The sequence below is a fragment of the Pseudonocardia petroleophila genome (genome assembly GCF_014235185.1).
Taxonomy (GTDB): Bacteria; Actinomycetota; Actinomycetes; order Mycobacteriales; family Pseudonocardiaceae; genus Pseudonocardia; species Pseudonocardia petroleophila.
Genome location: NZ_CP060131.1, coordinates 6,390,801 through 6,409,055, shown reverse-complemented (window position 1 = coordinate 6,409,055; position 18,255 = coordinate 6,390,801). Strand labels below are relative to the sequence as shown.

18 protein-coding genes are annotated in these 18,255 nt (G+C 74.8%); 13 read left to right on the top strand and 5 right to left on the bottom strand.

Going from position 1 to position 18,255, the window contains the following annotated elements; genetic code table 11:
* The first annotated feature begins 42 nt into the window (after positions 1 to 42).
* On the top strand, positions 43 to 1,641 hold the full coding sequence (locus H6H00_RS31350) for a DAK2 domain-containing protein (protein ID WP_185719235.1): 1,599 nt from the start codon (positions 43 to 45) through the stop codon (positions 1,639 to 1,641).
* Positions 1,638 to 3,803, top strand: a complete 2,166-nt coding sequence (recG, locus tag H6H00_RS31345; protein WP_185719234.1) for an ATP-dependent DNA helicase RecG — start codon at positions 1,638 to 1,640, stop codon at positions 3,801 to 3,803. The genes H6H00_RS31350 and recG overlap by 4 nt, the downstream gene beginning before the upstream one ends.
* A 3-nt stretch (positions 3,804 to 3,806) precedes the next feature.
* On the opposite strand, the gene H6H00_RS31340 is transcribed toward recG, so the two are convergent.
* The gene (locus tag H6H00_RS31340; RefSeq protein ID WP_185719232.1) at positions 3,807 to 4,148 is read right to left on the bottom strand and encodes a DUF3040 domain-containing protein; all 342 of its coding nucleotides are present in this window, start codon (positions 4,146 to 4,148) and stop codon (positions 3,807 to 3,809) included.
* A 76-nt stretch (positions 4,149 to 4,224) separates the two neighbouring features.
* Complete coding sequence (locus tag H6H00_RS31335; protein WP_185719231.1) at positions 4,225 to 5,079, bottom strand: hypothetical protein; 855 nt, start codon at positions 5,077 to 5,079, stop codon at positions 4,225 to 4,227.
* A 96-nt stretch (positions 5,080 to 5,175) separates the two neighbouring features.
* On the opposite strand from H6H00_RS31335, the gene H6H00_RS31330 reads away from it, so the two are divergent.
* On the top strand, positions 5,176 to 8,553 hold the full coding sequence (locus tag H6H00_RS31330) for a pyruvate carboxylase (protein WP_185719229.1): 3,378 nt from the start codon (positions 5,176 to 5,178) through the stop codon (positions 8,551 to 8,553).
* A 16-nt stretch (positions 8,554 to 8,569) separates the two neighbouring features.
* On the top strand, positions 8,570 to 9,151 hold the full coding sequence (rsmD, locus tag H6H00_RS31325) for a 16S rRNA (guanine(966)-N(2))-methyltransferase RsmD (protein ID WP_185719227.1): 582 nt from the start codon (positions 8,570 to 8,572) through the stop codon (positions 9,149 to 9,151).
* Here the strand turns inward: rsmD and H6H00_RS31320 are convergent.
* Together H6H00_RS31320 and H6H00_RS31315 are read right to left on the bottom strand one after the other, a co-directional pair.
* The gene (locus tag H6H00_RS31320; RefSeq protein WP_185719226.1) at positions 9,145 to 9,888 is read right to left on the bottom strand and encodes a sulfite exporter TauE/SafE family protein; all 744 of its coding nucleotides are present in this window, start codon (positions 9,886 to 9,888) and stop codon (positions 9,145 to 9,147) included. The genes rsmD and H6H00_RS31320 overlap by 7 nt on opposite strands.
* Positions 9,885 to 10,640, bottom strand: a complete 756-nt coding sequence (locus tag H6H00_RS31315; protein WP_255425482.1) for a dienelactone hydrolase family protein — start codon at positions 10,638 to 10,640, stop codon at positions 9,885 to 9,887. Before H6H00_RS31315 ends, H6H00_RS31320 begins: the two co-directional genes overlap by 4 nt.
* Positions 10,641 to 10,695: 55 nt before the next feature.
* Here H6H00_RS31315 and coaD point away from each other — a divergent pair, with 55 nt between their 5' ends.
* The 7 genes from coaD to mutM all read left to right on the top strand — a co-directional run bounded on the left by coaD (position 10,696) and on the right by mutM (position 15,614).
* Positions 10,696 to 11,178 carry a pantetheine-phosphate adenylyltransferase gene (gene coaD / locus H6H00_RS31310; protein WP_185719225.1) on the top strand — a complete coding sequence of 161 codons (483 nt, stop codon included), beginning with the start codon at positions 10,696 to 10,698 and terminating at the stop codon, positions 11,176 to 11,178.
* A 76-nt stretch (positions 11,179 to 11,254) separates the two neighbouring features.
* Positions 11,255 to 11,998 (top strand): DivIVA domain-containing protein, encoded by a 744-nt coding sequence (locus H6H00_RS31305; RefSeq protein ID WP_185719224.1) that lies wholly within the window; start codon positions 11,255 to 11,257, stop codon positions 11,996 to 11,998.
* A gap of 47 nt (positions 11,999 to 12,045) precedes the next feature.
* A complete protein-coding gene (locus H6H00_RS31300) occupies positions 12,046 to 13,152 on the top strand; it encodes a MinD/ParA family ATP-binding protein (protein WP_255425481.1) in 1,107 nt (368 codons plus the stop codon).
* Between the two features lie 50 nt (positions 13,153 to 13,202).
* The gene (locus tag H6H00_RS31295; protein WP_379540025.1) at positions 13,203 to 13,772 is read left to right on the top strand and encodes a YceD family protein; all 570 of its coding nucleotides are present in this window, start codon (positions 13,203 to 13,205) and stop codon (positions 13,770 to 13,772) included.
* 40 nt (positions 13,773 to 13,812) lie between these two features.
* Positions 13,813 to 13,995, top strand: a complete 183-nt coding sequence (gene rpmF, locus H6H00_RS31290) for a 50S ribosomal protein L32 (protein WP_185719222.1) — start codon at positions 13,813 to 13,815, stop codon at positions 13,993 to 13,995.
* Between the two features lie 13 nt (positions 13,996 to 14,008).
* Positions 14,009 to 14,752, top strand: a complete 744-nt coding sequence (rnc, locus tag H6H00_RS31285) for a ribonuclease III (RefSeq protein ID WP_185719220.1) — start codon at positions 14,009 to 14,011, stop codon at positions 14,750 to 14,752.
* A gap of 7 nt (positions 14,753 to 14,759) precedes the next feature.
* On the top strand, positions 14,760 to 15,614 hold the full coding sequence (gene mutM, locus H6H00_RS31280; protein WP_185719218.1) for a bifunctional DNA-formamidopyrimidine glycosylase/DNA-(apurinic or apyrimidinic site) lyase: 855 nt from the start codon (positions 14,760 to 14,762) through the stop codon (positions 15,612 to 15,614).
* On the opposite strand, the gene H6H00_RS31275 is transcribed toward mutM, so the two are convergent.
* Positions 15,615 to 16,649 carry a magnesium and cobalt transport protein CorA gene (locus H6H00_RS31275; RefSeq protein ID WP_185719216.1) on the bottom strand — a complete coding sequence of 345 codons (1,035 nt, stop codon included), beginning with the start codon at positions 16,647 to 16,649 and terminating at the stop codon, positions 15,615 to 15,617.
* 113 nt (positions 16,650 to 16,762) lie between these two features.
* On the opposite strand from H6H00_RS31275, the gene H6H00_RS31270 reads away from it, so the two are divergent.
* Both H6H00_RS31270 and H6H00_RS31265 read left to right on the top strand, forming a co-directional pair.
* A complete protein-coding gene (locus H6H00_RS31270) occupies positions 16,763 to 17,080 on the top strand; it encodes a PadR family transcriptional regulator (RefSeq protein WP_185722913.1) in 318 nt (105 codons plus the stop codon).
* Complete coding sequence (locus tag H6H00_RS31265) at positions 17,077 to 18,216, top strand: HAAS signaling domain-containing protein (RefSeq protein ID WP_185719214.1); 1,140 nt, start codon at positions 17,077 to 17,079, stop codon at positions 18,214 to 18,216. Before H6H00_RS31270 ends, H6H00_RS31265 begins: the two co-directional genes overlap by 4 nt.
* Positions 18,217 to 18,255 lie beyond the last annotated feature (39 nt).

Genomic DNA, 18,255 nt, shown 5'->3' with positions numbered 1-18,255 from the left:
GTCCCGGGCGGCGCACACCCCCCGGTCACTACGCTCGCCGACGTGCCCCCGATCCTCGACGCCGCCCTGCTCACCGGCTGGGCGAAGGCCGCGGTGGGGTCGCTGGAGCGGCACCGCGCGGAGATCGACCGGATCAACGTCTTCCCGGTGCCCGACGGCGACACCGGCACCAACCTGCTGCTCACCATGCGGGCCGCCCTCGACGCGGTCGGCCGGGGCGAGCCGCAGGTGGCGGCGGCGCTGGCCCGCGGCGCGCTGATCGGGGCCCGCGGCAACTCCGGCGTGATCCTCTCCCAGGTGCTGCGCGGGGTCGCCGACGCCGTCGCGGCCAAGGCCGGGCCGTCCGCGGGCGGGAAGGTGCTGGCCGACGGGCTGGGCCGCGCGCACCGGCTCGCCACCGCCGCGGTCACCCGGCCCCGCGAGGGCACGGTGCTCTCGGTGCTGTCCGCGGCCGCCGTCGCCTCGGTTGCGGTCGGTTCCGACCGGCTCGACGCCGTGGCCGTCGCGGCCGCCGACGCGGCCCGCGAGGCCCTGCGCGAGACCACGGGGCAGCTGCCCGAGCTGGCCCGCGCCGGGGTCGTCGACGCCGGGGGCATGGGCCTCTACCTCGTCCTGGACGCCCTCGCGACGCTGGCCAGCGGCCGCTCCGGGGTCGGGGTGCCCGAGCCGGCGGGGGAGCGGGGGCCCACCCGCGGCCGCGACGCGCTCGTCGCCGCGCGGGAGTCGGGCAGCTCGGCGTTCGACTACGAGGTCATGTACCTGCTCGACGCCCCCGACGAGGCCGTCGCCGTGCTCCGCGGGGAGCTCGACGAGCTGGGCGACTCGGTGGCGGTCGTCGGCGACGGGGCGGGCACCTGGAACGTCCACGTGCACTGCACCGACGTCGGGGCGGCGATCGAGGCGGGCGTCGTCGCCGGGCGGCCGTACCGGATCACCGTGGTGCGCTTCGCCGACCAGCTCGCGCCGGCCCCCGACCGGTTCGACCGCCGCCGCGCCGTCGTCCTCGTCGCGGAGGGGGCGGAGCTGGCCGACCTGGCCCGGTCGGCGGGGGCCGACGTGCTGGCCCGCGCCGACGCCGTCGACGACGGGGCCGTGCACCGGGCGCTGGTCGCCACCCGCGCGCGGCACGTCGTCCTGCTGCCGTCGGACATCGAGCTCTACGAGGTCGCGGAGCGCGCCGCGGCGGCGGCCCGGCGCGACGGCCAGGAGGTGCAGGTCCTGCCCACGGCGTCGGTGCTGCAGGGGCTGTCCGCGCTCGCGGTGCACGACCCGGAGCGGCGCGCGGCCGACGACGTCGTCGCGATGGCGGAGGCCGCCGCGCTCACCCGCACCGCGTCGCTCGTCGTCGCCGAGACCGAGGCGATGACGTGGGTGGGGCGCTGCGAGCCCGGCGAGGTGCTGGGCCTGTCCGACGGCGAGGTCGTGCTCATCGCGCCGGACCTGGCTGTCGGTGCCCTGTGGTTGGCTCACCGCATGCTCACCGCGGGCGGCGAGATCGTCACGGCGCTGCTCGGGGAGGGGGCCGCCGACGAGCTGGGCGAGGGACTGGCCGCCGACCTGCGGCGCACCCACCCCGAGGTCGACGTCGTGGTCCACCGGGGCGGGCAGACCGACCATCCGATCGTGTTGGGAGTGGAGTGAACGTCGATCTCGACTCGGCGCTGGAGCCGCTGATCGGGCGGAAGTCGGCCGATCTGCTGGCCGCGCAGCTGGAGATCAGCACCGTCGGCGAGCTGGTGCGGCACTACCCGCGCCGCTACGTCGACCGCGGCAAGCTCACGCCGATCACGGGGCTGGAGCTGGGGGAGCACGCCACGCTCGTCGCGCAGGTGGAGAAGACCACCACCCGCGAGATGCGGGCGCGGCGGGGCACGATGCTGCAGGTCGTGCTGCGCGACGAGTCGGGCGGCTCGCTCGACTGCACGTTCTTCAACGCCCACAAGGTCAAGCACCTCGTGTACCCCGGCGTGCGGGCGGTGTTCTCGGGCAAGGTCGGGATGTTCAACCAGAAGCTGCAGCTCACGCACCCGCAGTTCGAGCCGCTCGACGAGACCGACGAGGTCCGCCCGTTCCTCTCGGTCTACCCGGCCACCGGCAAGCTCGGCTCGCAGGTGATCGCGAAGTGCGTGCGGATCGTCCTCGACATGCTCGACGACCCGACCGATCCGCTGCCCCCGAAGATCCGCGACCGGGAGAAGCTGACGGAGCTGGGGCGCGCGCTGCGGCGGATCCACGTGCCGGAGGTCGAGGCCGACATCCACGCCGCCCGCCACCGCCTGGTCTGGGACGAGGCGCTGGGCGTGCAGCTCGCGCTCGCGCTGCGCCGCCAGGCCACCGCCGCGCGGCCGGCGCCGCGGTGCCCGCCCGTCGCCGGGGGGCTGCTCGACGCGTTCGACGCCGCGCTGCCGTTCACGCTCACGGCGGGGCAGCAGGAGGTCGGGGCGCAGGTCGCGGCCGACCTCGGGCGCGCCCACCCGATGAACCGGCTCGTGCAGGGCGACGTCGGCGCGGGCAAGACGATCATCGCGCTGCGGGCGATGCTGCAGGTCGTCGACTCCGGGCAGCAGGCGGCGATGCTCGCGCCCACCGAGGTGCTCGCCGCGCAGCACGCGCGGTCGCTGCGGGCGATGCTCGGCCCGCTCGCGCAGGGCGGCGAGCTGGGGGCGGCCGAGCGGGCCACCCGCGTCACGCTGCTCACCGGGTCGCTGGGGGCGCGGGCGAAGAAGCAGGCGCTGCTCGACGCGCAGTCCGGCGAGGCCGGGATCATGGTCGGCACCCACGCGCTGATCCAGGACCGCGTCGGGTTCGCCGACCTCGGGCTCGTCGTCGTCGACGAGCAGCACCGGTTCGGCGTGGAGCAGCGCGACGCGCTGCGCGGGCGCGGGGACCGGGCGCCGCACATGCTGGTCATGACGGCCACCCCGATCCCGCGCACGGTCGCGATGACGGTCTACGGCGACCTCACGGTGTCCTCGCTGCGCGAGCTGCCCCGCGGGCGCTCACCGATCGCCACCTCCGTGGTGCCGCTGGCCGAGAAGCCGCAGTGGTTCGCGAGCGTGTGGCGCCGGGTGCGCGACGAGGTGGCGAAGGGCCACCAGGCCTACGTCGTGTTCCCGCGGGTGGGGGAGAGCGCCAGGGCCGAGGACGACTCCGAGCCGCCGCCGGACGACGCGAGCGACGAGGCCCGCCGCCCGCCGCTCGCCGTCCTCGACATCGCCCCGCGGCTGGCCGAGGGCGCCCTGGAGGGCCTGCGGCTGGGGATCCTGCACGGCAAGCTGCCGTCGGACGAGAAGGACGCCGTGATGCGGTCCTTCGAGCGCGGCGAGCTCGACGTGCTGCTGGCCACCACCGTCATCGAGGTGGGGGTCGACGTGCCCAACGCCACCGCGATCGTCATCCTCGACGCCGAGCGCTTCGGCCTGTCCCAGCTCCACCAGCTCCGCGGGCGCGTCGGCCGGGGGTCGGCGCCGGGGGTGTGCCTGCTGGTCACCGAGATGCCCGAGGCCACGGCCGCCCGCGAGCGACTGGCCGCCGTCGAGGGCACCACCGACGGCTTCGAACTCGCCCGGCTCGACCTGGAGCTGCGCCGCGAGGGCGACGTCCTGGGCGCGCTGCAGTCCGGGCGCCGCTCGGGGCTCCGGCTGCTGTCGCTGCTCAAGCACGAGGACGTGATCGCGAAGGCGCAGGTCTACGCGGCCGACCTCGTGGCCCACGACCCGGGGCTCGTGCACAGCCCCGGCCTGGCCGCCCTGGTCGGCGAGGTCGTCACCGACGACCGGGCGGAGTACCTCGACAAGGTCTGAGGCTCAGACCCGCACGTCGGTGGACCCACCGGTCGGGCTCGGGGCGGGCGTGGGGTGCGACGTGCCGGTGCGGACGGCGAACACGACCCACCCGCCGGCGAGGACGACGGTGAGCACGCCGGTCAGCAGCGCGGGCAGCTCCGGGACGAGCGCGTGCACGCCGGCGAGCACCACGAGCACGGGGACGAGCGCGGCCAGCGCGATCCAGGACAGCGGCAGCCAGAACGGCAGCGCACCCCGGCCGGGCCGGGCGCCGTCGAACGTGGCGGCCAGATCGGGGTCCTGCTGGGCGAACTCCTGCTCGATGGCGTCCAGCGCCTTCTGCTCGCGGGGCGTGAGGGGCATGGGGGTCCTCCGTGGTCGGTGAGGGGATGCCTCGCGTACGGGGTGTCCGGTCCGGGACCGTTTCAACCCCGATGGGTCAGGCGGGAAGTGCTCCCCGGGAGGCGTCGTCCAGGGCGGCACGGGCGGTTCGGGGCAGGTGGATCGTGCCGGCGGCGTCGAGCTTCGCGAGCTCGGCGCGGGCGAGGGCGTAGGCGCTGAGCCGTTCGGGCTCGTGGTCGGAGTCGCGGGCGGTGGTGAGCAGCTTGATCACCCGTTCCACCGTGGAGCGCTCGGCCGGCGTCAGCCCGGCGAGCCGGATGCGCTCCGCGGCCCCGCGGGCGGCGCGCCAGGCGCGCTCCGCGGCGTCGACGGCCGTGACGAACCGGCCGGCGTGGTCGTCGCCGGGGTAGGCGTCGGACTCCAGCGCCTGGGCGTGGGCGAAGGCGTCCACGAACCGGCCGGTGCTCGGGACGGTGACGTCGGACAGCGCGGGCAGGCGCAGCACCGCCATCGGGTCGCACTCGTGGGCGGCGTACGCGGCGGCCAGGGTGCGGAAGCGGTCGCGCGCGTGGCCCCACACGAGGTCGGGCCGGCGGCGGGCCGCGGGACGGGCGGGCAGCGGGGCCGTGCCGGCCGAGCGGGCCCGGAACCGGCGCCGCACGACGTGGAACGCGATCCCGCCGGCGAGCAGGAGCGGGGCGGCGGCGGCGACCGTCAGGCCGATCGCGAACGTGGTGGCGAGCACCAGCGCGACGACCGAGAGCACCCCGGTGAACAGGAACGGCATGAGCAGCAGCCACGGCAGCACCCGGCGGGACACCGGGCGGTGGCGCCGGGTGAGGTGCCGCTCGCGACGCCGGCGTTCCGCGTCGTGGCGCAGCCGCCTGCCCTCGGCGAACGCCGCGGGATGACGCCTCGCGTCGTGTCGGGTGGAGTGCCGGCGGTGTCCCACACCTCCTTGGTACCCGATCCATCGTGAGATTCCCACGGGTCCGATCGGGTGCGCCCGGGTAGGTTCTGCGCACCAACGATCACGAGAGGGGCCGCCGTGTTCCGCAAGGTGCTGGTCGCGAACCGCGGAGAGATCGCGATCCGGGCGTTCCGGGCCGCGTACGAGCTCGGGGTGTCGACCGTCGCGGTGTTCCCGTACGAGGACCGCAACTCCCTGCACCGGGCGAAGGCCGATGAGTCCTACCAGATCGGTGAACCGGGGCATCCCGTGCGCGCCTACCTGTCGGTCGACGAGGTGATCGCGGCGGCGCGCAAGGCCGGGGCCGACGCGATCTACCCGGGCTACGGGTTCATGTCGGAGAACCCCGACCTCGCGCAGGCGTGCGCCGACGCGGGGATCACGTTCGTCGGGCCGCCGTCGTCGGTGCTGCACCTGACGGGCAACAAGTCGCGCGCGATCGCCGCGGCCCGCGAGGCCGGCGTCAACGTGCTGGAGTCCTCCGAGCCGGGCACCGACGTCGACGCGCTCGTGGCCGCGGCCGACGAGATCGGCTTCCCGGTCTTCGTGAAGGCCGTGGCGGGCGGCGGCGGGCGCGGGATGCGGCGCGTCCAGGAGCCGGGCGACCTGCGCGACGCCGTCGAGGCGGCGATGCGCGAGGCGGAGTCGGCCTTCGGCGACGCGACGGTGTTCGTCGAGCAGGCGGTGGTGAACCCCCGCCACATCGAGGTGCAGATCCTCGCCGACGCCGAGGGCAACGTCGCGCACCTCTACGAGCGCGACTGCTCGGTGCAGCGGCGCCACCAGAAGGTCATCGAGATCGCGCCGGCCCCGAACCTCGACCCGGAGATCCGGGCCAGGATCTGCGACGACGCGGTGAAGTTCGCGAAGGCCATCGGCTACGTCAACGCGGGCACGGTGGAGTTCCTGCTCGACGAGCGCGGCGAGCACGTGTTCATCGAGATGAACCCGCGCATCCAGGTGGAGCACACCGTCACCGAGCAGGTCACCGACCGCGACCTGGTCATCGCCCAGCTGCGCATCGCGTCCGGGAAGACGCTGCCCGAGCTGCGCCTGACCCAGGACGAGATCACCTGCACCGGTGCCGCGCTGCAGTGCCGCGTCACGACCGAGGACCCGGCCAACGGCTTCCGCCCCGACACCGGGACGATCAGCAACTACCGCTCCCCGGGCGGGCCGGGCGTGCGCCTCGACGGCGGCACGACCCACACCGGCGCCGAGGTCAGCGCGCACTTCGACTCGATGCTGGTCAAGCTCACCTGCAACGGCCACGACTTCCCCAACGCGGTGCGCCGCGCCCGGCGGGCGATCGCGGAGTTCCGCATCCGCGGCGTGTCGACGAACCTGCCGTTCATCGCCGCGGTGCTGGCCGACCCGGACTTCCAGGAGGGGCGGGTCACCACCAGCTTCATCGAGGAGCGCCCGCAGCTGCTCAGCGCGCGGCGGCCCGCCGACCGCGGCACGCGGATCCTCAACTACCTGGCCGAGATCACGGTGAACCGGCCGAACGGGGCGCGGCCCGAGGTCGTCGAGCCCGTCGACAAGCTCCCGGCCTGCGACCTGTCCACGCCCGCCCCGGCCGGCTCGCGCCAGCAGCTGCGCGAGCTGGGACCGGAGGGGTTCGCGCGGCGGCTGCGCGAGCAGACGGCCGTGGCCGTCACCGACACCACGTTCCGCGACGCCCACCAGTCGCTGCTGGCCACCCGCGTGCGCAGCCGCGACCTGCTCGCCGTCGCCCCGTACGTCGCGCGCACGGCCCCGGAGCTGCTCAGCCTGGAGTGCTGGGGCGGCGCCACCTACGACGTGGCGCTGCGGTTCCTCAACGAGGACCCGTGGGACCGGCTCGCGGCCCTGTCGGAGGCCGTCCCGAACATCTGCACGCAGATGCTGCTGCGCGGGCGCAACACCGTCGGCTACACGCCGTACCCGACGGAGGTGACCGACGCCTTCGTCGAGGAGGCCGCGGCGTCCGGGATGGACATCTTCCGGATCTTCGACGCCCTCAACGACGTCAACCAGATGCGTCCCGCGATCGACGCGGTGCGCGCGACCGGGACGGCGGTCGCGGAGGTCGCGCTCTGCTACACCGGCGACCTGTCCGAGCCGGGCGAGCAGCTCTACACGCTCGACTACTACCTGCGCCTGGCCGAGCAGATCGTCGACGCGGGCGCGCACGTGCTCGCGATCAAGGACATGGCCGGGCTGCTGCGCCCGCCCGCGGCGAAGAAGCTGGTCGGCGCGCTGCGCGAGCGCTTCGACCTGCCGGTGCACCTGCACACCCACGACACCGCGGGCGGCCAGCTCGCCACGCTGGTCGCGGCGATCGACGCCGGCGTCGACGCGGTCGACGCGGCGGTCGCGTCGATGGCCGGGACGACGTCGCAGCCGTCGCTGTCGGCGCTGGTCGCGGCCACCGACCACACCGAGCGCGCCACCGGGCTCTCGCTGGCCGCGGTCGGCGACCTGGAGCCGTACTGGGAGGCCGTGCGCAAGGTGTACGCGCCGTTCGAGTCGGGCCTGGCGTCGCCGACGGGGCGGGTCTACCACCACGAGATCCCCGGCGGGCAGCTGTCCAACCTGCGCCAGCAGGCGATCGCGCTCGGCCTGGGCGACCGCTTCGAGCTGATCGAGGACCTGTACGCGGCGGCCGACCGGATGCTGGGGCGGCTGGTGAAGGTCACGCCGTCGTCGAAGGTGGTGGGCGACCTCGCGCTGCACCTCGTCGGCGCCGGGGTGGAGGCGGCCGACTTCGAGGCCGAGCCGGGCAAGTTCGACGTCCCCGACTCGGTGATCGGGTTCCTGCGCGGCGAGCTGGGTGACCCGCCCGGCGGCTGGCCCGAGCCGTTCCGCACCCGCGCGCTGGAGGGCCGCTCACCGGAGAAGGAGACCGTCGAGCTGTCGATCGAGGACCGCCGCGGGCTGCGCGAGGAGCGCCGGGTCACGCTGAACCGGCTGCTGTTCCCGGCGCCGACGAAGGAGTACGAGGCCCACCAGGAGGCCTACGGCGACACCTCGGTGCTCTCGACCAAGGACTTCCTCTACGGGCTGGAGCCCGAGAGGGAGCACATCGTCGAGCTGGAGCAGGGCGTCACGCTGCTCATCGAGCTGGAGGCGATCTCCGAGCCCGACGAGCGCGGCTACCGCACCGTCCTCGCCACCCTGAACGGGCAGATGCGGCCGACGGCGGTGCGCGACGAGTCCGTCTCCACCGACGTCAAGGCCGCGGAGCGGGCCGACCGGGGCAACGACCGCCACGTCGCGGCCCCGTTCGCCGGCGTCGTCACGCTGCAGGTGGAGGAGGGCGACGCGGTCTCCTCCGGCCAGACCGTCGCCACCATCGAGGCGATGAAGATGGAGGCCTCGATCACCGCGCAGCAGGGCGGCACCGTGGGCCGGCTCGCGATCGGCAAGGTCCAGCAGGTGGAGGGCGGCGACCTGCTGCTGGAGCTGGAGTGACGGGCGGCGGCGCCGCATGACCCGGGTCATCGCCGGCACGGCGGGCGGGCGGCGGCTCGCCGTCCCCCCGTCGGGCACCCGGCCCACGTCCGACCGCGTCCGCGAGGCCCTGTTCAGCGCGCTGGAGCACGACCCCGGCCTCGACGGCACCGCGGTGCTCGACCTGTGCGCGGGATCGGGGGCGCTCGGGCTGGAGGCGCTGTCGCGGGGGGCGGCGCACGCGCTGCTCGTGGAGTCCGACCGGCGGGCGGCGGCCGTGCTGCGGCGCAACGTCACCGAGCTCGGGCTGCCCGGCGCGGAGGTGCGGGTGGCGCCGGCGGGCACCGTGCTGGGCGCCGCGGCCCCGCGGGCGTACGACGTGGTGCTCGTCGACCCGCCCTACGACGTCCCCGACGACGAGGTCGCCCGCTGGCTGTCCGCGGCCGCGGGGCACGGGTGGCTCGCGGCCGACGCCCTCGTCGTCGTGGAGCGCCGGGCCGGGCGGGGACGCGACGGCGGGTCGTTCGCCTGGCCCGACCCGCTCGTCGCGGTCCGCCGGCGGCGTTACGGCGAGACCGTGCTGTTCACCGGTGAACCCCGGGCCGGGGAGGCTCAGTAGGCCTGCGCGGCCAGCCCGACGGCGAGCCCGAGCCCGGCGAGCGCGATGCCGACGCGCAGCGGCCCCGCGGGCAGCCGGCGCACGATCTGCGGACCGCACCAGCCGCCCAGCGCCACCCCGATCGCCAGCGGCGGCACCGCCCACCACGCGACGACGCCGAGCACCACGAACCCGACCGCGGCCACGGCGTTCGCCATCCCCAGCAGCACGGCCTTGAGCGCGTTGCCGCGGGCGAGCGACACCGGCAGCCCGATGAGGACCAGCGCGAGCATGAGCACGCCCGCCGCGGCCCCGAAGTACCCGCCGTAGACGGCGACCAGGAACATCCCGACGAGCACGGACGGCCCGGCCTCGGGCGCCCCGCGGCGCTCGGCGGCCGCCCGGATCCGGGGCTGGAACAGCAGGACGACCGCCGCCCCGCCGACGAGGAACGGCACGATCCGCTCGAACGTCTCCGGCGGCGTCACCAGCACCAGCGCGGCCCCGGTGGCGCCGCCGACCAGCGTGATCGGGGCGAGGCGGCGCAGCACCGGCCACTGCCCGGTCAGCTCCGGGCGCGACCCGGCGACCTGCCCGACGGTGGAGAACGCGAGCGCCACGGTGTTGGTGACGTTCGCCGTGACGGCGGGCAGCCCGACCGCGAGCTGCGCCGGGTAGGAGAACAGCGACGCCAGCCCGGCGATCGACCCGGACAGCCCCGCGGCGAACCCGGCGACGACCAGGAGCAGGACGGTCACGCGCGGGGGAGGGCCTCCGCGTAGAGGGTCTCCAGCGCCGCCCAGTGCCGCGCGGCCGCGTCCTCGTCGAAGGTGGGGTTGTCGGGCACCGCGAAGCCGTGGGCGGCGGGGTAGGTCTCGATCGTGTGGGTCACGCCCGCCGCGGAGAGGGCCTGCTCCAGCCGGTCGCGCGCGGCGTCGTCGAAGGAGCCGTCGTCGGTGGCGCCCGCGACGTAGACGGTGGAGCGGATCTCGCCCGCCCTCAGGTGCGGGCTGTCCGGGTCCTCGGCCGACGCCAGCCCGCCGCCGTGGAACGACGCCGTGGCGGCGATCCGGTCCGGCCGGTGCGGGGCGACGATCAGCGAGGCCCGCCCGCCCATGCAGTACCCCGTGGTCCCGACGGCGTCGCCGGAGACCTCCGACGCGGCGGAGAGGAAGTCGAGGTACGCGTCGACGTCGGTGCGGTAGTGCGCCGCGGTCACGCTCTTGACCATGCCCATCAGGCGCCCGCGCTCCTCGTCCTCGGTGAAGACGGTGGCCAGGTCGAACGGCGCCCAGCCGGGCGTGCGGTAGTAGACGTCGGGGAGCAGCACGGCGTAGCCGTCACCGGTGGCGGCGAGGCGGTCGGCCATCGCGCGCATCGTCTCGCGGGTGCCGCCCGCGTCGGGGTAGAGGATCACCGCAGGCCACGGACCGGAGCCCTCGTCGGGCAGGTGCAGGGTCACGGGGCAGTCGCCGTCGGCGGTCGTCACGACGTGATCGAGTACGGGCACGCGTCGATTTCTACTCCGCACGGCCGGGTCGTGCCCGGCGGGTAGGGTCCCGGGCATGAGGCGCGCGGTCTGCCCCGGTTCGTTCGATCCCGTCACCAACGGTCACCTCGACATCATCGGGCGCACCGCCCCGCTGTTCGACGAGGTGGTCGTCGCGGTGCTGGTGAACAAGTCCAAGAAGGGCATGTTCACGCTCGAGGAGCGGATCGAGATGCTCACCGAGCAGGCGCAGCAGTGGCCCAACGTCCGCGTCGACTCCTTCCACGGCCTGCTCGTCGACTACTGCCTGGCCCAGGACATCCGCGCGATCGTCAAGGGCATCCGTGCCGTGTCCGACTTCGACTACGAGCTGCAGATGGCGCAGATGAACCACCGCCTCTCCGGCGTCGACACGCTGTTCATGCCCACCAGCCCCGAGTTCAGCTTCATCGCGAGCTCGCTGGTGAAGGAGGTCGCCACCTTCGGCGGCGACGTCGCCCACCTGCTGCCCGGGGCGGTACACCAGCGGTTGCTGGAGCGCATCGCGGAACGGGCCTGATCACCCGATCGGAACTTGACACGCGGGGCCGGGCCCAATACGCCGTCCGGCGGTGTCCCGGTGGGAGGATGCCCGCGTGTACCGGGTCTTCGAATCACTCGACGCGTTGGTGACCGTCGTCGAGGAGGCGCGGGGCGTCCCGATGACCTCGAACTGCGTGGTCCCCCGCGGCGACGTCCTCGAACTGCTCGACGACGTGCGGGAGGCGCTCCCCGGCGAGCTCGACGACGCCCAGGACGTGCTCGACCGCCGCGACGACATCGTCGGCGAGGCCGAGCGGGAGGCCGAGGCGGCCCGATCGGGTGCCCAGTCCGACGCCGAGCAGATGCTCGCCGACGCCCACGCCGAGGCGACGCGGCTGGTCGAGGAGGCGCGCGCCGAGGCGGAGCAGACCCTTGCGCAGGCCCGCCACGAGGCCGAGCGCGCGGTGGGGGAGGGGCGCCGGCAGTACACCGAGCTGACCGACCGGGCCCGCGCCGAGGCCGAGCGGCTCGACGCGGCCGGGCGCGCCGCCTACGACCGGTACGCCACCGACGGGCTCGCCGAGCAGGCGCGGCTGGTGTCGCAGACCGAGGTGGTGCGCACCGCGCACGCCGAGGGGGCGCGGGTCGTCGACGCGGCGGAGGCCGAGTCCGAGCGGCTGCGCCGGGAGTGCGACGCCTACGTCGACGCGAAGCTCGCCGAGTTCGAGGACACGCTGGGCAAGGCGCTGCGCACCGTCGGGCAGGGCCGCAGCCAGCTCTGGCGCGGCAAGGGCGCCCCGGGCCAGCCCGCCCCCGGCTACGGCCGCACCGGCACCGGGATGGACCTGATCGACTGATCCCGAACCCGGCCACGCACCGGGTTGATCACGCTACTCTGCGTGCCATGGCGCGACGGGTCGAACCGGACCCCGCGGGCTGGTGGGAGCGCTACGGGCATCGCCTGCAGCGCGCACCGGGCGGGCCGGGTGCGGGGGATGCGGTGGAGACGCGGTTCGGGGACGGCGGGCACACCGCCGGTGAGCTCACCGACGACATGATCGTGCGCCGCCGCGCCGACGTGCCCCGGGAGGGCTGGCGCTCCGTGGTGCACCGGCTCAGCGGCGGGCTGGTCAACCCGGGCCCGAGCGAGCTGGAGCGCACCCGCCGGGTGCTGGTGCACCGGCTGCGGCGGCCCCTGTCGACCACGCACCGCATCGCCGTCACCTCGATCAAGGGCGGCGTCGGCAAGACCACCGTGGCCACGTGCCTCGGGCTGGCGCTGGCCGAGCACCGCGGCGACCGGGTCGTCGTCCTCGACGCCAACCCCGACGCCGGGACGCTCGCCGACCGGCTCACCGGCGAGTCCTCGGTGACCGTCCGGGAGCTGCTGCGCGACATCGACCGCATCCACTCCTGGGCCGACATCACCCGCTACACCAGCCTCGCCGGACGGCTGCAGGTGCTGGCGTCCGAACAGGACCCGGCGTCGAGCGACGCGTTCAGCCGCACCGAGTACGAGCAGATCAGCGCGGCGCTGTCGCGGTACTTCAACATCGTCATCACCGACTCGGGCACCGGGCTCGTGCACTCGGCGATGGAGGGCACGCTGACGCTGGCCGACAGCGTGATCATCGTCGGCGCACCCACCGTGGACGGGGCCAGCCGGGCCAGCAAGACCCTCGACTGGCTGCTCGCCCACGGCCACCCCGACCTCGCCCGCACCGCCGTGGTGGTGCTGTCGTGCGACCGCACCAGCGACGAGGTCGACGCCGGGCGCATCCGGGAGCACTTCGCCGCCCGCTGCCGCGCCGTCGTCGAGATCCCGCACGACCCGCACCTGGCCACCGGGGGCCGCGTCGAGCTGGGGCGGCTGCGGCCCCGTACCCGCGACGCGTTCCTCGGGCTCGCCGCGCTGGTCGCCGACCGCTTCGACCGGTCGGTGGCGGACGGCCCGCCCCCGCCGCCCGGTCCACTCCCGCCGGGCCCGCCCGCGCAGGGCTCGCCGCACTGACGGGCGCCGCCGGTCGGTACCCGGTCGCGCGGGGGCCTACCCTGGGTGCGGTGAGCGCACACCGTCCCGCGTCCCGCGGCCCCGTGAGCCCCTGGGTCTTCGGCACCCGGGAGCTCGGGCGCCGACCGGGCGCCATGAAGTCCTACACCCGCACCGTCCCCGCACCCGGCGAGCCCGAGCGGCTCGGCCTGGAGACCATCGGCGTGCCCGAGGGCAGCCCCGTCGACCTCGACGTCCGCCTGGAGTCGGTCACCGAGGGCATCTACGTCTCCGGTTCGGCGCACGCGTCGCTGGAGGGGGAGTGCGCGCGCTGCCTCGACCCGCTGACCGACGAGATCACCGTCGAGCTGGCCGAGCTGTTCGCCTACCCCGACAGCGTCACCGACGAGACGACCGACGCCGACGAGCTCCCGCGCGTCGCCGACGACCAGGTCGACGTCGAGCAGATCGTCCGCGACGCCCTGGTACTGGACCTGCCGCTGTCGCCGCTGTGCCGCCCGGACTGCGCCGGGCTGTGCGTCGAGTGCGGCGAGAAGTGGGCCGACCTCGCGCCCGACCACGGGCATGAGACACTTGACCCTCGTTGGGCCGCTCTGCGTGAGCGCCTGCCTGCCGACTGAGACCCCCAGTCGGAAATCGAGCACTGCTAGGAGATTCATCGTGGCCGTTCCGAAGCGCCGGATGTCGCGGTCGAACACGCGCTCGCGTCGGTCGCAGTGGAAGGCCACTGCCCCCACGCTCGCCGCCTGCTCGAACCGCGCCTGCCGTGCCGTCAAGCCGCCGCACGTCGCCTGCCCGACGTGCGGGCAGTACGACGGCCGCCAGGTCGTCAGCCCGGCCTGATCCCCGGATCCTCGTGTCAGGACACGGCCAGCAGGGGCCCACGGAGGACCGTGGGCCCCTGCTCCGTGCGCTGGGCGTCGGGCTCGGCGAGGACCTCCTCGTCCTCGCGCTGACCCACCGCAGCTACGCCTACGAGAACGGCGGGCTGCCCACCAACGAGCGCCTGGAGTTCCTGGGCGACTCGGTGCTGTCGATCGTCGTCACCGAGCGGCTCTACCTCGAGCACCCCGACCTGCCGGAGGGGCAGCTCGCGAAGCTGCGCGCGAGCGTCGTCAACATGCACGCGCTGGCCGGTGTGGCCGAGACGATGGGCCCCGAGGGGCTCGGCGCCTACCTCTACCTCGGCCGCGGCGAGGAGATGACGGGCGGGCGCACGAAGTCGAGCATCCTCGCCGACGCCACCGAGGCGCTGATCGGCGCGGTGTACCTCGACCACGGCCTGGAGACGGCGCGCGACGTCGTGCACCGGCTGTTCGACTCGCTGCTCGTCGGCGCCCCGCTGCTCGGCGCGGGCCTGGACTGGAAGACGAGCCTGCAGGAGTTCACCGCGGCCGCCGACCTCGGCGTGCCCGAGTACCGCATCACCGAGGACGGGCCCGACCACCTCAAGGTCTTCACCGCCACCGCGGTGGTGTCCGGTCGCGACCTCGGCTCCGGCGACGGGCGCACGAAGAAGGAGGCGGAGCAGAAGGCCGCCGAGCTGGCCTGGCGCACGCTGACGGCCGAGGCCGCCACCGGCAGCTCCGCCGCCTCCTGACGCGCGCGTGCCCGAGCTCCCCGAGGTCGAGGTCGTCCGGCGCGGGCTGGCCGACCACGTGCTGGACCGCACCGTCGCCGCCGTCGACGTCGCCCATCCGCGGGCGGTCCGCCGGCACGTCGCGGGCGGCCCGGACTTCGCCGCCCGCCTCGCCGGCCGCACGATCACCGCGGCGCGCCGCCGCGGCAAGTACCTGTGGCTCGACCTCGACGGCGACGAGGCGCTGCTCGCCCACCTGGGCATGAGCGGGCAGATGCTCGTCGCCGACCACGGCCGGCCCGACGAGAAGCACCTGCGCGTCCGCCTGCGGTTCGCCGACGGCGGCCCGGAGCTGCGGTTCGTCGACCAGCGCACGTTCGGGGGGCTGTCGCTGCACCCCGTCGTCGGGCCGGACCGGCTGCCCGAACCCGTCGGGCACATCGCCCGCGACCCGATGGACCCCGCGTTCGACCTCGACGCCGCCGTCGCCGGGATCCGCCGCCGCCGCACCGGGCTCAAGCGCGCGCTGCTCGACCAGACCGTGGTCTCCGGCATCGGCAACATCTACGCCGACGAGGCGCTGTGGCGGGCGCGGCTGCACGGCGAGCGGCCCACGGAGAAGCTGACCCGGGCGCAGGGCCGGACCGTGCTGGCCGCGGCCGCCGAGGTGATGGACGCGGCGCTGGACGCCGGCGGCACCTCGTTCGACGCGCTCTACGTCAACGTCAACGGGGCCTCGGGCTACTTCGACCGCTCGCTCGACGCCTACGGCCAGGCCGACCGGCCCTGCCGCCGCTGCGGCACCCCGATCCGGCGGGAGAGCTTCATGAACCGCAGCAGCTTCAGCTGCCCCCGCTGCCAACCCCGGCCCCGCGGGCTCTGATCAGAGCCAGCCGCGGCGCTTGAAGCTCAGGTAGAGGCCGGTACCCAGCAGCACCATGAGCAGCACCGCGAACGGGTAGCCCAGCGCCCAGTGCAGCTCCGGCATGACGTCGAAGTTCATGCCGTAGATCGACGCCACCAGCGTGGGGGCGAACAGGATCGCCGCCCACGACGAGATGCGCTTGACCTGCTCGTTCTGGTCGTAGCCCGCCTGGGTCATGCGGGCCATCTCCTCGTTCTGCCGCTGCCCGACCAGCGCGGCGTTGACGGTGAGGATGTTGGTGAGCAGCTGCCGGAACCCCTCGATGCGCTCCATGACGCGGGTGGCGTGGTCGGCGACGTCGCGCAGGGCCCGGCGCAGCTCCAGGTCGGACGCGCCCGCGTTCTCCTTGAGCCGCTCGCGCAGCTCGGTGAACAGCTCCTGCAGCGGCTCCACCGCGCGCTGGAACTCGATCACCTCGCGGGTGAGGGTGTAGATGCGCTTGGAGACGCCGGGGTCGCCGCCGAAGACCTGGACCTCGATCTCGTCGATGTCGTCCTGCAGCCCGTCGAGCACGGGGGCGTAGTCGTCGACGACCTTGTCCAGCACGGCGTAGAGCACCGCGTGCGGGCCGTGGTGGAGCAGGTCGGGATCGGCCTCCAGGCGCTTGCGGACGGCGGCGAGGTCGGGTTCCTCCGCGTGCCGCACGGTGATGACGAAGTCCGGCCCGACGAACAGGTGCACCTCGCCGATCTCCACGACCTCGACCGCGTCGACGTAGCGGGCGGGGCGCAGCACCACGAACAGCAGGTCGCCGTAGCGCTCCAGCTTGGGGCGCTGGTGGGCGGTGACGGTGTCCTCGACGGCGAGGCTGTGCAGCCCGAACTCCTCGGCGACCGCCTGGATCTCCTCGCCGCTCGGCCGCAGCATGCCGATCCAGCAGAACGTGTGGCCGTCGGTGGGGCAGGCCTTGAGCTCGTCGAAGGTGTGGTCGAGCGACGTCGGGACCACGGCGCGCCTGCCGTCGACGTAGATGGCGTTGTCCACGACGGACATGCGTGCTCCTCACCAGCGGTCGGACCGCAGGATATCCGCGCGTGATCGTCGTCCGCAGCGCGGAGGTGGTGCGCCTGTCGCACTACTGCGCGCTGCGTAGTAGTGTGCGTGACGTGGATCCGACGCAGCTGCTCAGGGGGGTGCTCGATCTCGCCGTCCTCGCGGTCCTCGACCGTGCGGACGGCTACGGCTACGAGGTGCTGCGCGGTCTCCGCGCGGCCGGGCTGGAGGAGGTGGGCGACGCCTCGGTCTACGGGACGCTGCGCCGCCTCTACAACGCCGGGCTGCTCACCTCCTACGTCGTGCCGAGCGAGGAGGGCCCGCACCGCAAGTACTACAGCCTCAACGCCCACGGGCGCGACCGGTTGACGGAGTCGACGAAGGCCTGGCGCGCGTTCGCCGGGACGATGGAAGGGCTGGTGGGGGGATGACCGCCGACGTGCACGGGGCAGCGCAGCAGGAGTACCTCGCGGGGCTGCGGGCCGCGCTCGCCGACCTGCCGGCCGGCGAGGTCACCGAGATCCTCGACGACGTCGGCGCGCACCTGGCCGAGCTGGATCCCGACGACGACCTCGTCGCCCGCCTCGGCCCGCCCCAGGCCTACGCGGCCGAGCTGCGCACGGCGGCGGGCTACCCCGCCGCGCCCACCGCCGCGATCGCGACGGCCCCCGCGGGCACGGGCGGCGCGACGTTCGCGCTCGCCGTGCTGGTGGTCACGCCGGTGCTGGTGGTGCTGGCCGGTCTCGCGGCGTTCCAGCCCGAGGTGGCGCTGCTCCTGATCGTCCTCGCGGTGCTGCTGGTCCTCGTCGCCCTGCCGGTCGTCGTGTCCGCGGGCCCCCGGGTCGCCCGGGTCGCCGCACTGCCCGCGGTCCGGCGGTTCCGGGAGTCGCAGCCGCCGCCCGGCTCCGCCGCGGGCCGGGCGTCCGCGTTCCTCGCGAGCCTGCAGCCGGCGTGGTGGCTGCTGCGCGCGGTCGTCGCGGCCGCGCTCGTCGTCGGCGCCCTCCTCGGCGGCGGGATCGTGCCGACGGTGCTGCTCGCGCTGGTCCTCGCGCCGGTGTCGGTGTGGCTCGGGTTCCGCTCCCGCACCGACCGCAGGCTGCTGTGGCCGGTCGTGCCGCTCAACGCGTTCGCCGCGGTGGTCGCCGTCGCGGGGATCCTGTGGGTCGGCCCGTCCTCGTCGGTCGACCAGAGCGGCTACTCCTCGCCCTACCTGCCCGGCCTCTGGCAGGACGGGGAGCGCCCGATCGAGGACATCCGTCCCGTCGACGCCGCCGGTCAGCCGCTCTCCGGCGTGTACCTGTTCGATCAGGACGGGCGGCCGATCGACGTCTCCGGCGGCGCGGAGTGCGCGGTCGGGGAGGGCTACTCCGTGCGGGAGCGCCCGGTGCAGCCCTACCCGCGGGGCACCCCGCGCTACGACGCGGACACCGGTACCTGCGTGCTCGTGCCGGCCGGGCCGCTGGTCGTCGCGGTGCCGACGGCGGGCCCGACCACGGCCCCGACCACGGCCGTGCCCCTGACGACGGCACCCGCCGCCCCCACGGTCCAGGCGCCACCCACCGGGTGACGCCCGCGACGGGCGGCCGGCGGCGCGGGGGCTCCGCCG